Annotated in this window: 14 protein-coding genes, 4 tRNA genes and 2 pseudogenes; 16 read left to right on the top strand and 4 right to left on the bottom strand. The window is 56.1% G+C overall.

Going from position 1 to position 14,203, the window contains the following annotated elements:
• Window positions 1-17 precede the first annotated feature (17 nt).
• The 3 genes from U8U01_RS05145 to U8U01_RS05135 are packed head-to-tail and all read right to left on the bottom strand — an operon-like array spanning window position 18 to window position 2,107.
• Entirely contained in the window at window positions 18-587 is a 570-nt protein-coding gene (locus U8U01_RS05145) for an ECF transporter S component (protein WP_322171264.1), read from the bottom strand.
• Between the two features lie 31 nt (window positions 588-618).
• The gene (locus U8U01_RS05140; protein ID WP_322171261.1) at window positions 619-930 is read right to left on the bottom strand and encodes a nucleoside triphosphate pyrophosphohydrolase; all 312 of its coding nucleotides are present in this window, start codon (window positions 928-930) and stop codon (window positions 619-621) included.
• A complete protein-coding gene (locus U8U01_RS05135) occupies window positions 911-2,107 on the bottom strand; it encodes an NAD(P)-dependent malic enzyme (RefSeq protein ID WP_322171258.1) in 1,197 nt (398 codons plus the stop codon). Before U8U01_RS05135 ends, U8U01_RS05140 begins: the two co-directional genes overlap by 20 nt.
• Window positions 2,108-2,577: 470 nt before the next feature.
• On the opposite strand from U8U01_RS05135, the gene U8U01_RS05130 reads away from it, so the two are divergent.
• From U8U01_RS05130 to U8U01_RS05055, 16 genes and pseudogenes are all read left to right on the top strand, one after another.
• Entirely contained in the window at window positions 2,578-3,243 is a 666-nt protein-coding gene (locus tag U8U01_RS05130; protein ID WP_322171256.1) for an HAD family hydrolase, read from the top strand.
• A 68-nt stretch (window positions 3,244-3,311) separates the two neighbouring features.
• Window positions 3,312-3,881: a DUF2975 domain-containing protein gene (locus U8U01_RS05125; RefSeq protein ID WP_322171253.1), complete on the top strand. Its 570-nt coding sequence runs from the start codon at window positions 3,312-3,314 to the stop codon at window positions 3,879-3,881.
• Between the two features lie 9 nt (window positions 3,882-3,890).
• Window positions 3,891-4,145 carry a helix-turn-helix domain-containing protein gene (locus U8U01_RS05120; RefSeq protein WP_322171250.1) on the top strand — a complete coding sequence of 85 codons (255 nt, stop codon included), beginning with the start codon at window positions 3,891-3,893 and terminating at the stop codon, window positions 4,143-4,145.
• A 254-nt stretch (window positions 4,146-4,399) separates the two neighbouring features.
• On the top strand, window positions 4,400-6,172 hold the full coding sequence (locus tag U8U01_RS05115; RefSeq protein ID WP_322171247.1) for an ABC transporter ATP-binding protein: 1,773 nt from the start codon (window positions 4,400-4,402) through the stop codon (window positions 6,170-6,172).
• Window positions 6,173-7,942 (top strand): ABC transporter ATP-binding protein, encoded by a 1,770-nt coding sequence (locus U8U01_RS05110; RefSeq protein WP_322171244.1) that lies wholly within the window; start codon window positions 6,173-6,175, stop codon window positions 7,940-7,942.
• A gap of 197 nt (window positions 7,943-8,139) precedes the next feature.
• A complete protein-coding gene (trhA, locus tag U8U01_RS05105; protein WP_322171242.1) occupies window positions 8,140-8,838 on the top strand; it encodes a PAQR family membrane homeostasis protein TrhA in 699 nt (232 codons plus the stop codon).
• Between the two features lie 130 nt (window positions 8,839-8,968).
• Window positions 8,969-9,042, top strand: a tRNA-Gly gene (locus U8U01_RS05100).
• A 53-nt stretch (window positions 9,043-9,095) separates the two neighbouring features.
• A tRNA-Arg gene (locus U8U01_RS05095) sits at window positions 9,096-9,172 on the top strand.
• A gap of 87 nt (window positions 9,173-9,259) precedes the next feature.
• Window positions 9,260-9,336, top strand: a tRNA-His gene (locus U8U01_RS05090).
• Window positions 9,337-9,388: 52 nt separating this feature from the next.
• A tRNA-Gln gene (locus U8U01_RS05085) sits at window positions 9,389-9,463 on the top strand.
• 285 nt (window positions 9,464-9,748) lie between these two features.
• Window positions 9,749-10,879: a hypothetical protein gene (locus U8U01_RS05080; RefSeq protein WP_322171240.1), complete on the top strand. Its 1,131-nt coding sequence runs from the start codon at window positions 9,749-9,751 to the stop codon at window positions 10,877-10,879.
• A 1-nt stretch (window position 10,880) separates the two neighbouring features.
• Entirely contained in the window at window positions 10,881-12,041 is a 1,161-nt protein-coding gene (locus U8U01_RS05075) for a reverse transcriptase domain-containing protein (RefSeq protein WP_322171238.1), read from the top strand.
• 49 nt (window positions 12,042-12,090) lie between these two features.
• Window positions 12,091-12,420 (top strand): hypothetical protein, encoded by a 330-nt coding sequence (locus U8U01_RS05070; protein WP_322171236.1) that lies wholly within the window; start codon window positions 12,091-12,093, stop codon window positions 12,418-12,420.
• 93 nt (window positions 12,421-12,513) lie between these two features.
• Window positions 12,514-13,053 (top strand): annotated as a pseudogene (locus tag U8U01_RS05065) (type IV secretory system conjugative DNA transfer family protein); the annotation flags it as partial.
• A 465-nt stretch (window positions 13,054-13,518) separates the two neighbouring features.
• Window positions 13,519-13,851, top strand: a complete 333-nt coding sequence (locus U8U01_RS05060) for a hypothetical protein (protein WP_322171234.1) — start codon at window positions 13,519-13,521, stop codon at window positions 13,849-13,851.
• Entirely contained in the window at window positions 13,838-14,107 is a 270-nt protein-coding gene (locus U8U01_RS05055) for a helix-turn-helix domain-containing protein (protein ID WP_322171232.1), read from the top strand. The genes U8U01_RS05060 and U8U01_RS05055 overlap by 14 nt, the downstream gene beginning before the upstream one ends.
• Here U8U01_RS05055 and U8U01_RS05050 read toward each other — a convergent pair.
• A pseudogene (locus U8U01_RS05050) lies at window positions 14,104-14,203 on the bottom strand (IS5/IS1182 family transposase); the annotation flags it as partial. The gene U8U01_RS05055 and the pseudogene U8U01_RS05050 sit on opposite strands and share 4 nt — an antisense overlap.

Raw genomic sequence — 14,203 nt, 5'->3', positions numbered from 1 at the left:
CTTTGTACGGGCTGGGATCAGCCCATTTTCAGGGAGAGCCGCAACTTTTTCAGCGCCAGTTGGATGACCGTGTACAGGGGCACGGAGATCACCACCGCGATAGCGGCATTGATGCTGGAAGTGACCAGCTTGGTGCCTACAGACACCAGCACGGCCTCCATAGCGCTGCCTAGCAGCAGGCCCTGCACAAAGCTTTTGCCCAGGTACAGCACCATATACACCAGGCTGCCGCATACGGCCGCCAGGATGTTCTGCCCGTGCTTTTCGCCGTGGGCGCCGTGGGCGTTGGCGATCCACCCACACACCGCGGCCAGCAAGAACTTAAACAAAAAGGTAAAGGGCGCGGACATGATATAGGCCGGGTTGGTCAGGTCATACAGCGCCGAGCCGATGCCCGCCGCCAGCCCGCCCCCAATGGGCCCCAGCATAAACCCGGAAAACAGGCAGAAAATATTGCCCAGGTGGATACGGCTCACATCGCCGATGGCTACGGGGATGGGCACGCTGAGATAGTTGGACACAAACACCAGGGCCGCGAATACCCCGGCAAATACCACGCCATACAGGTTTTTCTTGCTTTTGGTCATGTTAAGTCATCCTTTCGTCCTAATATTTCTATCACTCTTTCGAGATGAGGAATATCCGTTCATCAAACCCGCCCCGGGCTGCGTGCTTTTTCTCATAAGCGGCGGCCAGGCCGCTAAGGCTGTGGCCGCCGGCCTTGCACAGGGCGTAGACCACCTCTAAAATATCGGCCAGCTCGTCCAGTTCATGGCTTTCCAGATACTCGGCGGTTTCCTCGGCCAGCTTGCGTTCCAAGCAGGCGCGGTATTCGGCGTCGCCCAGCCTGCGGGTGAGGGGGCGCTCCCCCTGGTTTTCGATTATGGCAGGGATACGGTCCCGTACCAGCTTATGAAATGCAACGGCCATTGGCACAGCTCCTGGCAACACCGGTAGTTTTTGCGGCTTGCGCCACTGCCGCCGCAATGGCGGGGGCAACGTCCTTGTTGAAGGCGCTGGGGATAATGTAATCCTCCCGCAGCTCGCTGTCGGGAATCAGCCCGGCCAGGGCCCTGGCCGCGGCCACTTTCATTTCATCGTTGATCTCCTTAGCCCGCACGTCCAGCGCCCCCCGGAATATGCCAGGGAAGGCCAGTACGTTGTTGATCTGGTTGGCGCAATCCGACCGGCCGGAACCGGCTATACGCGCCCCGGCCTCCAGGGCCTCGTGGGGGAAGATCTCCGGGGTGGGGTTGGCGCAGGCAAACACAATGGCGTCCTTGGCCATAGAGCGGATCATCTCCGGGGTGACGCAGCCCGGGGCGGAAAAGCCCATGAACACGTCCGCACCCGCGATTACATCGGCCAGGGTGCCGCGTTTGCACTGGGGGTTGGTGGCTGCGGCCAATTCTGCCTGGGCGGGGGTCATGCCCGCCAGGCCCGGTACCAGGGCCCCCTGCCGGTCGCAAACCACCACATTGCGCAGGCCCAGGGCCATCAGCAGCCGGGTGCAGGCCGAGCCCGCCGCCCCTGCGCCATTGACCACGGCAGAAACCTCTTCCAGTTTTTTGCCCACCAGCTTAAGGGCGTTAAGCATGGCGGCTACCGTCACCACGGCGGTACCGTGCTGGTCGTCGTGGAACACGGGGATGTCCAAACACTCTTTTAGCTTTTTTTCCACCTCAAAGCAGCGGGGGGCGGCGATGTCCTCCAGGTTGATGCCCCCAAAGGAGCCGGCGATCAGTTCCACCGCCCGGACAATCTCATCTACCTCCTGGGAACGGATGCAGATGGGGAAGGCGTCTACCCCGGCAAAGGCCTTAAACAGGGCGCATTTGCCCTCCATCACCGGCATACCGGCTTCGGGGCCGATATTGCCCAGGCCCAGCACGGCAGAGCCGTCTGTAACCACCGCTACCAGGTTGCCCCGGCGGGTGTAGGTGTAAGAGAGGTCTGGGTCTTGGGCGATGGCCAGGCAGGGCGCGGCCACGCCGGGGGTGTAGGCAACGGAAAGGTCATCCCGGTTTTCCAGGGGGCAAGGGGTTTCTATACGGAGTTTGCCTTGCCATTTTTCGTGCAATTCCAGGGCTTTCTGGTTATAGTCCACGGTTTTCCCTCTTTCGCTTGGCAACTGCTAGCCTTTTGGGGAGTGTCCAAAGCGAAAAGTTTAAAAACGAGGCTCCGGCGGACAAATAGTAAAAGTTTCGTCCAGCTTTTCAAAGGTGGCGGGTTTCTTAGGGGCAGAGCCCAAGAGTTGGCGTAGCCGACTCTCCGCCACCGAAGGCCAAAATTTCGTCATAAACTCTCCGCTTTGGACATATCCCCCTTTTGGGCGGGCAGGCTTTTATGTTGTAAAGTCTTGCAGGTCCATCAAAAAGTATACCACGGATGGGTGGTAAAATCAACTGTGGCAAGTGACAAACATATTTGCGCCGGGGCGGGGTTTTGATACGCTATTGCGGAAAAGCCCGGCCCGGGCAAAAAAGGCTGGACGGCCCTGCCGGATACTGTTATAATAGCGGGGCGGGGCTGTTTTGGCTGCCCTGGCGAAAATCCACCAGTAAGGCGGCGTGTGAAATGGGACTTTATCAAGCCTGCATTTTTGACCTGGACGGCACTTTGGCCGATACCCTTGGCTCTATCGCGTATTTTGGCAACAGCACCTTAAAGGCCTTCGGCCTGCCGGAAATCCCTACCGAGCGCTACAAGCGGCTGGTAGGCAATGGCGCCGATGTACTGATGGCCCGGATGCTGCGGGAGGTGGGGGCGGCATTTTCCCCCCAGGAAACGGCACGGTTCCGGGCGGCATATGACCGGCGCTATGAAAGCGAACCCCTGAAATGGGTAACATCCTACCCCGGTCTACCGCAACTGTTGGCCGGCCTGCAAGGGCAGGGCCTGCGGCTGGGGGTGGTTTCCAACAAGCCGGACAATATGGCAAGGGCCGTGGCGGAGAGCCTGTACGGCGGGCTGCTACAGGCCGTGCATGGGCAGCGGCCCGGTGTGCCGAAAAAGCCGGATCCCACCGCGGTGCTGGAAACGGCCCAGGAGTTGGCAACACCCCCGGAAAGGGTCCTTTACATCGGCGACAGCGGGGTGGATATGCAGACCGGCCGCAACGCCGGCATGGACACCTGCGGGGTACTGTGGGGGTTCCGGGACCGGGCGGAGTTGGTGGAAAACGGGGCCAAATACCTGGCGGCGGATGCGGCGGAACTGAAGGGAATTATCGATAAACATTAAAAATCTATTGACAAACGATATAATCACGGGTATAATAGGAGCACCAAGAAAAACGGAGGTGCTCAAGGATGACGAAAGAAGAGAAACGCGCGCAGGTCCTGTACCGTATCGCAACGGTGCTGACAAAGCTGGGGGAGGTAGCGTACATCGTGGGGGCAGTGGGTATGCTGGTAGGGCTGGCCCTTTTTGTACTGGATCCCCACTTGCCCGGCCAATGGGTGTTCGGGGTAGAGGCCGGGGAAACGCTGGCGGTGCAGGGGTTCTCCATTGTAATTGCCGGGCCGGGCGGAGAGGTCATCCGGCCGGCGGTGGTGATTTTTTTCCTCACCGCTGCCGTGCTGCTGGGGCTGATGGCACGGGTGTTCCGCAACGCCAACCGGATGCTGCGCACCGCCCAGGGGGAAACGCCCTTCCAGAAGGGCAATGTGCGGATGATGTGGGAGATCGGCGCCCTTTTCATCGCCACTACCGTGGTGCAGATGACGGCAGGGTTTATTGCGGCGCTGGTTATAGGCCCGGAACTGGTGGAAACCAGCGCCGGCCTTGGCGGGCTGACAACGGGCATTGTGGTGCTGTGCCTGTCCCAGGTATTTGCGCTGGGGGTGCGGATGCAGGAGGACGTAGACGGGCTGGTATAAGGAGGGCATATGGGACACATTATATTGCGGTTGGACCGGGTGATGGTGGAGCGGAAGATCTCCCTGAACCAGTTGGCGGCAGAGGTAGGCATCACCAACGTGAACCTGTCGAAGATCAAGAACAACCGGGTAAACGCCATCCGTTTCTCTACTTTGGCGGCCCTGTGCAAGGCGCTTGGCTGCCAGCCGGGGGATATTCTGGCGTATGAGGAGGATGGAGAGGATGAGGGCCAGGGGCAAGTCCGGGAGGGCTTGCAGCCATAGGGCGGCAGAGGGGCCGGGCAGCATATGCCCGGCCCTTTTTGCAAGCTGGTAATAGGCCCGTATTCACCAAACGCACAGAACAGCCCGTGTGGGTGGACAAAATCCCGTCATAGCGCTGAAAAATGATTTTTTGAACAAAACCCCTTTCATTTTTCTGCCCGTCCGCTATAATAGAAAGAACTTTGGAAACCCGTCCTGGACGCAGGGTGGGGAAAAATCATAATTGCAGCGCTATGCTGCAGGAGGAAACGCTTATGTTCCAGCTCAGATGGGTCTGGACGCGCATGGCCGGGAACCACAAGCGCTATGTGTTCGCCCTGTTCTCCACTGCCCTGCTGGCCGTAATGGCCCTGGGCAACTCTATGATCACCGCCAACATCATGGACACCGTCTTTACACCCCTAAAAGAGAGCGGCGCCGTTAGCCCAGGGGCTGTGCGCCGGCTGGGGGGGCTGGTAGCCCTGCTGGTGGGCTTTACCCTGGCGCGCACAGGGTTCGGCTACCTGTCCGTAATGACCTACGAAACCTGCTCGCAAAAGCTGGTTTACCAGTTGCGCCGGGACCTGTATAAGAATATGCAGGAGCAGGACCAGGCGTTTTACGGCCGGTACCGCACCGGCGACCTGATGACCCGCCTGACCGGCGACATGGACATGATCCGCCACGCGGTGTGCTGGGTCATCCGGCAGTTGATTAGCTGCACGGTGCTGTTCCTGACCACCACCGTCACCTTTTTTGTAACAGACTGGCTGTTTGCCCTGTGTATGCTGGCCGTTACGCCGCTGATCTTCCTGCTGACCTACCTGTTCTCCAAACGGGTGCACCCTCTTTATGTAGAACTGCGGGAAAAGCTCTCCCGGCTGAATACCGCGGCCCAGGAGAATATTTCCGGCAACCGGGTGGTAAAGGCCTTTGCACGGGAGGACTATGAGATCGCCCAGTTTGACGAGAAAAACCGGGACTACAAAGAGGCCAACAAAACAGCCTCTCTGCTGTGGCTGAAGTTCAGCCCCTACATAGACACCCTCTCCCAGTCCCTGTCCATTGCGGTGCTGCTGGTGGGGGGCGTGTTCCTGATCAACGGGCGCATCAGCATCGGGGCCTTTACCCTGTTCAACGGGCTGACCTGGACCCTCAGCGACCCCATGCGCACCCTGGGTATGCACCTGAACGACCTGCAAAGGTTCTTTGCCAGCGCCAGCAAGATCATCGAGCTGTACTACGCCAAGTCCACCATTGTATCCCGCCCGGACGCGGTGCTGCCCAAGGGCCGGGTAAGGGGCAAGGTGGAGTTTAAAGAGGCCGGGCTCAGGCTGCACGGCAGCCAGGTGCTAGAGGGCATTGACTTGACCATTGAGCCGGGGGAAACCGTGGCCATTATGGGCCCCACCGGCGCGGGCAAGACCTCTTTGGTCAGCCTGATCCCCCGTTTCTCCGACCCTACCGCAGGGGTGGTGGAACTGGACGGCATACCGGTGCGGCGGTATGATTTGAAAGCCTTGCGGTCGGCGATTGGCATTGCCACCCAGGATGTATTCCTGTTCTCCGATACGGTAGACGGGAACATCGCCTACGGCAACAGCGCTATGCCCGAAGAGGAAATGCGCCGCTATGCCAAAATGGCGGATGTGGAGTTTGCCGAAAAACTGCCAGATGGCTTTGATACGGTGATCGGCGAACGGGGTACCGGGCTTTCCGGCGGGCAAAAGCAGCGTATTGCCCTGGCCAGGGCCCTGGCTGTGCGGCCCAGCGTGCTGATTTTGGACGATACCACCAGCGCCGTGGACTTGGAAACCGAGAAGTACATCCAGGAGCAGTTGGCCAATTTGGACTTCCCCTGCACCAAGATCATCGTGGCCCAGCGGATATCCACCACCAAACGGGCCGACAAGGTGGTGGTAATTGAGGATGGGAAGATCACCGAGGTGGGCACCCACCAGGAGCTCTCCCAAAAGCCCGGCTATTACCGGGAAGTATTCCTGTTGCAAAACGGCCAGGACGAGGCCGGGGAAAAGGAGGTGGGCTAAATGGCCAGAAACCGCTTTGATGTGGACGAAAACCTGGAAACCCCATTTAATATAAAGCACCTGCTACGGGCCGGCACCTATATTGGCCGGCACAAAAAGAAAATGGCCCTGTCGCTGGTGTACTCGGCTGTGTCAGCGGCAGCGGCGCTGGTGGGCCCGCTGCTAATCCAGCGGGGCATCAATGTGTCGGTGCCCAACCGGGATGTGAAAGAACTGGTGGTGCTTTCGGTGTGTATGCTGGCCGCCATCATCACCTCTATCCTGTTTGCCAGGGTGCGCAGCAAGTACATGATTGAGGTGGGGCAGGAGATCATCTACGACATCCGCAAGGACCTGTTTGCCCACCTGCAAAAGCTGCCCTTCCAGTTCTATGACGACCGGCCCCACGGGAAGATACTGACCAGGGTCATCAACTACGTAAACAGCGTGTCAGACGCCCTGTCCAACGGCATTGTAAACTTTGTGCTGGAGATATTCAACCTGGTTCTCATTGCCGTGTTTATGTTTATCTGCGATTGGCGGCTGTCTTTGGTGGTGGTGGCCGGGGTGCCCCTGCTGCTGGTGGTCATTTTCCTGGTCAAGCCCGCCCAGCGCCGGGCCTGGCAGGATGTGTCCAACAAAAGCTCCAACCTGAACGCCTACCTGCATGAGAGCCTGGACGGCATGAAGATCACCCAGGCCTTTACCCGGGAGGAGGAGAACGCGGGCATCTATGACAGGCTGAATAAAAACTGCTACCGCACCTGGATGAAAGCCCAGTATACCTCCAACCTGATCTGGGTGTCGGTGGACAATATCTCCACCTGGGTGGTGGGGGCCATGTACCTGGTAGGGCTGCTGACTTTGGGGCCTGCCATGCAGATCGGCACCATCATCGCCATTTCCTCTTATGCCTGGCGGTTTTGGCAGCCCATGTTAAGCCTTTCCAACCTGTACAACACCTTTATCAACGCGGTGGCGTACCTGGAACGTATCTTTGAGATGCTGGATGAGCCCGTTACGGTAGATGACGCCCCCGGCGCCGGGGAGTTGCCGCCAATCCGGGGCGGGGTGGACTTTGCGGATGTCACCTTCTCTTATGACGGCACCGTGAATGTGCTGGAAGGCTTTGACCTGCACGTGGAGCCGGGGGAATCCGTAGCCCTGGTGGGCCCCACCGGCGCTGGCAAGACCACGGTGGTAAACCTGCTGTCCCGGTTCTATAACCTGACCGGCGGCGCGGTGCTGCTGGACGGCCACGACATCTCCCAGGTAACGCTGCACTCCCTGCGCAGCCAGATGGGCATCATGTTGCAGGACAGCTTTATTTTCTCCGGCAGCATTCTGGATAACATCCGCTACGGCCGGCTGGACGCCACAGACGAAGAGGTTATCGCCGCGGCCAAGACCGTGTGTGCCCATGAGTTCATCAGCCAGATGGAGGACGGCTACAACACCCAGGTAAACGAGCGGGGCTCCCGGCTCTCCCAGGGCCAGCGGCAGTTGGTGGCCTTTGCCCGCACCCTGCTCAGCGACCCGAAGATCCTGGTGCTGGACGAGGCCACCTCCTCCATTGATGCCAAAACGGAAAAGCTTGTGCAGCAGGGCCTGCAAGCGCTGCTGAAGGGGCGCACCTCGTTCATTATCGCCCACCGGCTCTCTACCATCAAGAACTGCGACCGGATCCTCTATATATCGGATAAGGGAATTGCCGAAATGGGCACCCATAAGGAGTTGCTGGCCCAAAAGGGTAAGTACTACCACCTGTATACCGCCCAACTGGAGGACTAAAGGCGGCAGCCCCTGGCCGCGCCCGGAACGTGCATATTCTATAAGGAAAAGGCTCCCTTACCTGCCGGGTGGGGGAGCTGCTTTTTTAAAAAACTGATATAGGGGTTGATTTTTTGAAAAGTTCGGTGTATAATACAAATACAGACGGTTTTTAAAACTATGTATAATCATTGCAAGAGCCAAAGGAGGTAAATGGCATGGAGAACACCGTAAAGATCAAAAACCTGTGTAAGGCAGAGGCCCGCCGTGACCGCTGCGCGGCGATGGGCCTACCCCGGTACTCATTGGGGGAGGAGATATTCTCCTCGGTTTCCCACGGGGTTTCGGCACTTTTGGCAGTGGGGGCGCTGGTGCTGCTGTTGGTATTTTGCGACCATACGCCCCTTACGGTCAGTGCGGTGTCTATTTATGGAAGCACCATGGGATTGCTCTATACCATCTCCGCCATTTACCACGGCCTGGGGCTGAACCGCGCCAAAAAGGTATTCCGCTCCCTGGACCATTGCACGATTTTCCTGCTGATAGCGGGCACCTACACACCCATCACCCTGGTGGGCATGGGTGGCGCCGGGGGCTGGGCCATGTTTGGGGTGGTATGGGCCGCGGCGGTGGTCGGGGTCATCCTCAACGCGGTCAGTGTGGAGCGGTTCAAAGTATTTTCCATGGCCTGCTACCTGTGCATGGGCTGGGTGGTAGTGCTGGGTATGCGGACGCTGCGGCAGAACATCAGTGAAACAGGGTTTTGGTGCCTGCTGCTGGGGGGCGTCCTGTACACCATAGGCGCGGTGCTGTACGGCTTGGGGAAAAAGCTGCCGTATATGCACGCGGTTTTCCACCTGTTTGTACTGGCAGGCAGCGTTTTGCACACGGTTTGCATTTATCAGGTAGTTAAGTGAAATTATGCTTGACGAACCCGCGGGGTTGTGCTATAATAGTCGGGTAAACGGGAAACATCGGCAAAAAGCGGGCCGTGTAAAAAGTGCCAGTAGTTGTTGGCGGTTTTTACAGTGGTGGATGTTGCCTTGTGCGGGTGTAGTTCAGTGGTAGAACCCCAGCCTTCCAAGCTGGTCGTGTGGGTTCGATTCCCATCACCCGCTCCATCTTTGGGGCCGGAAGGCCGAAACACAGGCGGTCGGAAACCGTCCCCCTATGTGCGCCAATAGCTCAGTTGGATAGAGCAACTGCCTTCTAAGCAGTAGGCCAGGGGTTCGAGTCCCTTTTGGCGCGCCAGTGGAGCGCCTTTGCGGGCAGGCCTGTTTTGCCCGCGAGGGTCGGCTTTCCCTTTCAAATGTTGAGAACGTAACCTGTTATGGTATGGTGGATGTAGCTTAGTTGGTTAAAGCGCCAGATTGTGGCTCTGGAGACCGTGGGTTCGAGTCCCATCTTCCACCCCACACAAAAGGTACGGAGTTTAATTCTTGTGATTAGGCTCCGTACCTGTCATATTGGGCTGTCGCCAAGCGGTAAGGCAACGGACTTTGACTCCGTCACCCGTGAGTTCGAATCTCGCCAGCCCAGCCATCCTAGGAAAACCAAAAAGATATTTGGGCAAAAAACCGCGCCATGGCGCGGTTTTTTGCATCTCAAAGGGCTGGATATCGAAAGTGCGAAAACGTGGATGGTAAAACGGCTTTTTAGCTTTGCGGCAGGAACCGAACTCTCACAACAACAGAATAAAGAAAACGAGAGGGCCAGCAGAAGAAAAAATGCTGGCCCTCTCGCCACAGAAATACATAGCCGGTCGCTGGGAGCTAACTCCCAAAAACAAGCGACCGGCTTTTTTTATTTCAGGAAGGAGCTGAACCTATGATAACCCTAAAAATCTGGCACGGCCCCATGCGGACCACGCTGACCCTCCCCCTGCGTGAAGCAGAAATTCAAAAGGCGCTTGTCAAGGCGTTCCGCACCGCACCCTTCAAAGTCACCGCCGACGAGCTATCTCCAGAGACGCTGGCCATGCTGAATGGGAAGGAGATCGATCTGGACGAACTGAACTTCCTCGCCAAAAACCTCGAGCGGTTCACCCCATACGAGCAAGACCAATTTTTTGCAGCGGTGCAGGTGGGGCAGCCGTCAGACCTCAAAGCCCTCATCAACCTGTCCTTCAACATGGAAAGGTACACGCTGGTGCAAAACGTCACGGACCTAGCTGCTGTGGGCAGGAAATATCTGCTCAATAAGATGGGCGCTCTGCCCGCTTCCGAAATCGACAAACTCGACTTCGAGCAGGCAGGCCGTGACCTGCTGACCAGCGGGAATGGGACTCCCACCACCTACGGCCTGCTCTTCATGAGCAAGGGCACACCATACCGGGAAGTCTACCACGGTGCCACTTTCCCCTACTGCGAGCCCCGCCGGGACATTATTGCCGTCGCAAAGATGGAGTACGGCCCCAAAACCGAGTACCTGTACCTGCCGGAAGATGAACTTGCCATCATCAAAGCGGCCAGGCGGCTGAAAGCGTCAAGTCCGGATATGTGTAAATTCACTTTCACGGATTTTATGCTGGACGATCCAACCTGGATACAGCACCTGGAAACCATGCTGCGGGATCATGGGCTCGGGGTGGCAAATGAACTGGCTGACGCGTTTCCGAGAACCACAGAGGGCTTTGAAAAACTGGCGGCGGTCGCGGAGTATGCCGACGTTTCCAGTAGCGGAGAGGTCATGAGAATAGCCCGGCATCTGGACGATATTGTGTTCATCAAGGGCGCGGAGACGGATGAGGATGTAGGCCAACATTTTGTGGATCACCACAGCGAGTACAGCGCTTCGCCGGAGTTGGCAGACTATATCGACTTTGACGCTCTGGGTAACCAGATCAGCGAAGATCGTGAGGGGCAGTTTGTTGAGGGCGGCTTCGTGTGCATGGACAGCGGCTGTTCGCTGGAAATGATTTTGGACGATGACCTGGACCTTGCAATGAGGGGGATTTAGCATGATAAAAGTCAAAATTACCAATAAAGCCGGGGCAGCACTTGTGCGGGAGCTGCCCACCGGCATTCATCAGCTCTACCACGATATGCGCGAGGCAGGCATCAGCAAGCCTCCCAAGAATATCCTGCTCCACGAGGATAAGGATGTGGAGGTCAAGCTGTCCTCCGACAGCGAGATCGGCAGCCGCCTGTTGCGAGTGTTCAGCAAGAACGACACCCTTGCCGACGCCAACACTGTGGCCTTTGCTGTCAGCACCGCCAGAGAAGAAATTCTCACTGAGCTGGAGCAGAATATCGTCCACAACCAGTACCTGACAAAAGAAATGTTGTTCGATGACATCCGTGAGATGACCCAGGCCGCCGGGCCGGTCAAGCTGACGTTCTACTGCCCCCTGGTGGGCCAGCTTGACGACGGCGAGTGCGACGAGTATATCGACGTGGGCAGCGGTTGGTGGGTCGCAAGCCAGTGGGAAACACAGCCCACACACAGGCCATACAAAAGTGATGAAAGCCGCTATAGTACCCTGAACCGTACAAGCAGCTTAAAGCACGTATTCATTGTACGGTATGCAGACGACTTCAAACTGTTTTGTAAAACGAGAAACGAGGCGGTTCGGTTGTTTGAGGGTACTCGGTTATGGATGAAAGAACGACTGGGATTGGAAATCAGTCCTGAAAAGTCAAAAATCGTAAATCTCAAAAAGCAGTATTCTGAGTTCTTGGGTTTCAAGCTAAAGCTCCGCCCAAAGAGCGGAGGATGGGTCATAAAATCCCACATGACAGACAAGGCACAGGAAAAATGCAGGGCAAAAATCCGTGGCGCGATTGATTTGTTGGGCAAAAAGCCAGACCAGCAAAGCGCTATGCGGTTCAACGCCACGGTGCTCGGCCTGCACCAGTATTATAAGGTTGCTACAAATGTCAATCTTGACTTTGACCGAATCGCCTTCGGTGTCAGAAAACGGCTATTATGCAGAACGAAAAGATACCGAAGTGACAACGGCTTTCGCGGACAGGCATTTCAGGAATATTATGGTAGTTTCAAAGGAAAGGTTATCAATGTGGCGGGAATCGCGCTGTTTCCGGTTCGTAAAATATCTACGACACCGCCCATATGCTTTTCTCAAGAAATAAAGCAGCTATACAGAAATCGGAAGGGCTAAAATCCATGAATTGCAAAAAGCGGTCAGTCCGTATATTTTGCAGCAGATAATGGAAAATCCCATCCAAGGGCAGAGCGCGGAATTGAACGATAACCGTATCTCTCTGTACGTTTCCCAGCGTGGGAAATGCGCAATTTCTAAAGAGCCACTAAGGTTAGGAGATATGGAGGTACATCACCAAGTTCCAAAGGCCAATAAAGGGTTGGATAATTATTCAAACCTGGCGCTGGTAACCGGTGATGTACATAAGCTCATTCACGCTACTGACCCTAACACCATACAAAAACACCTGGACAAGTTGAAAGACGTGAAACTGAATTTTGCCAAGCTGAATAAATTTCGCTCATTGGTTGGCAACTGTAAAATCGAATATAGGTAATGTTTGATGGGGCGCCGTGTGATGGGAAACTGTCGCGCACGGTGCTAAGCGGGGGAAAATCCGGAGATTATTTCAAAGGATTACCTATCGCAAAACCTGGCACGAAATTATGGCGCCATTGCAGAAAGATACGGCTACCATGTTTCGGTAATCGACCTGCGCAATCCCACCCGCTCCCACGGTAACAACCTGCTCCACCTGGTAAACAAATATATGGATGCCTATCTCGAATACCCCGACCAGCTGGCATACAAGGCAAAGGCTGAAAAGTACGCAAAAATCATCGCAAAGACCATTATCATGTCCGGCATGGACGGCGCGTCCTTTGGGGACAATGCCTACTTCTACGATGCCGCTGAAGGTCTGCTGACGGCAACAATTTTGCTGGTGGCAGAATTCTGCGAACCACAAAAACGTCACATCGTGTCGGTGTTCAAAATCATCCAAGAGTTGCTGGCACCCTCTCAGCAGAAGGGGCAGAACCAGTTCCAGCAGCTCATGGCAATGCTGCCCAATGATCACAAGGCAAAGTGGTTTGCAGGAGCCGCGCTGAACACCTCCAAGGAATCCATGGCAAGTGTGATGGGCACGGCGCTGTCTCGTCTCAATTCATTCCTCGACAGCGAACTCGAGGTGCGACACGTCGTCGCATAATTGATTGTGCAACGCCGGAAGGTGATTGAACTTGCTATTCCGTTAGCAAGACCTACTATCCCCGAAGTGGCGCGCAAGTGCTATGAGGGAGCGGATAGGACAAGGTAGCCCACCCGAAAGGGAGAAGCTGGAACCGTGAGGGGACGGCGAAGCTGTTAGCACAATACGGTTTGGGAGCTGGTCTTGGCAATATGGCTAACAAATGTGAACCGCTGATAAACGTCGTTACGCTGAACAGGCCAAAGCTGCTGACTGGCCTGAACCAAAATGGTGCGCAGTCGGATATTCTCTTTTCGAGTGGGGATACACGGACACAAGACTGTCGGCGGAGAGGCGGAGCCTAAGTTGCCGTTTTATCAATTATGCGGAACGTGGTAAGCCCGTATCCTCCCCACGATACGCGGGAAAGCCCACCGTATCGTGATGAAAACCGGCTTCTACCCCATGAAGGTCAGACTCAAGCTGTATTTCGATTGGGGTATCCAGTTTGATGAGCAATACGCTGTCCCGGAGAACGGCAATCGTAAGGTAGCTTACGCAGAGAAAAACGAACTACTCCAGGCCATTGTGCTGAAGTACCATCCTGATTGGCTGAAGGAGGATGATACACCGCCAGAGGATACGCCCGCTGGTGGACAGAGTCAGGACGCTCCCTCGCAAAAACAGCGCAAGCGCTCCTCAAAGCATAAAGGCCCCGCCAACAGGCAAAATAGACCATTAAAAGAAGTTGCTCCCCACAACCGTGAATCAGAGGTAGTGCAGGATGGGCCGGTTTGATTTTCTCTACAAGATGGATTTGCAGCACCGGGCCGTGGCAGTTTATATCTATCTGGCAGACCGGGCGAACAGAGATGGTGAGTGTTGGCCTGCCATTCCTACTATTGCCAGGGAGTTAAAGCTGTCCCAGTCTACAGTGCGAAGGGCCTTGCAAGATTTGAGGAAAGCAGAACTGCTGGAAACGGAGCAGCGCTACCGAACCAAGGGCGGCAAAAGCAGTTTGCTTTTTCGCCTAGATAGTGTCTACACGAATTAAGTGCGGATAGCAGCCCAAATGGCGATACAACGGACGTGTACCGCGGCGATAAAAGCATCCGAGGTTTTGGCATAACGAGTAGCAATACCTCTCCAA

The organism is Acutalibacter caecimuris (assembly GCF_034335085.1).
Classification (GTDB): domain Bacteria; phylum Bacillota; class Clostridia; order Oscillospirales; family Acutalibacteraceae; genus Acutalibacter; species Acutalibacter caecimuris.
Note: the sequence above shows the minus strand (reverse complement) of the source record. Positions and strands in the feature narration are given on the sequence as shown.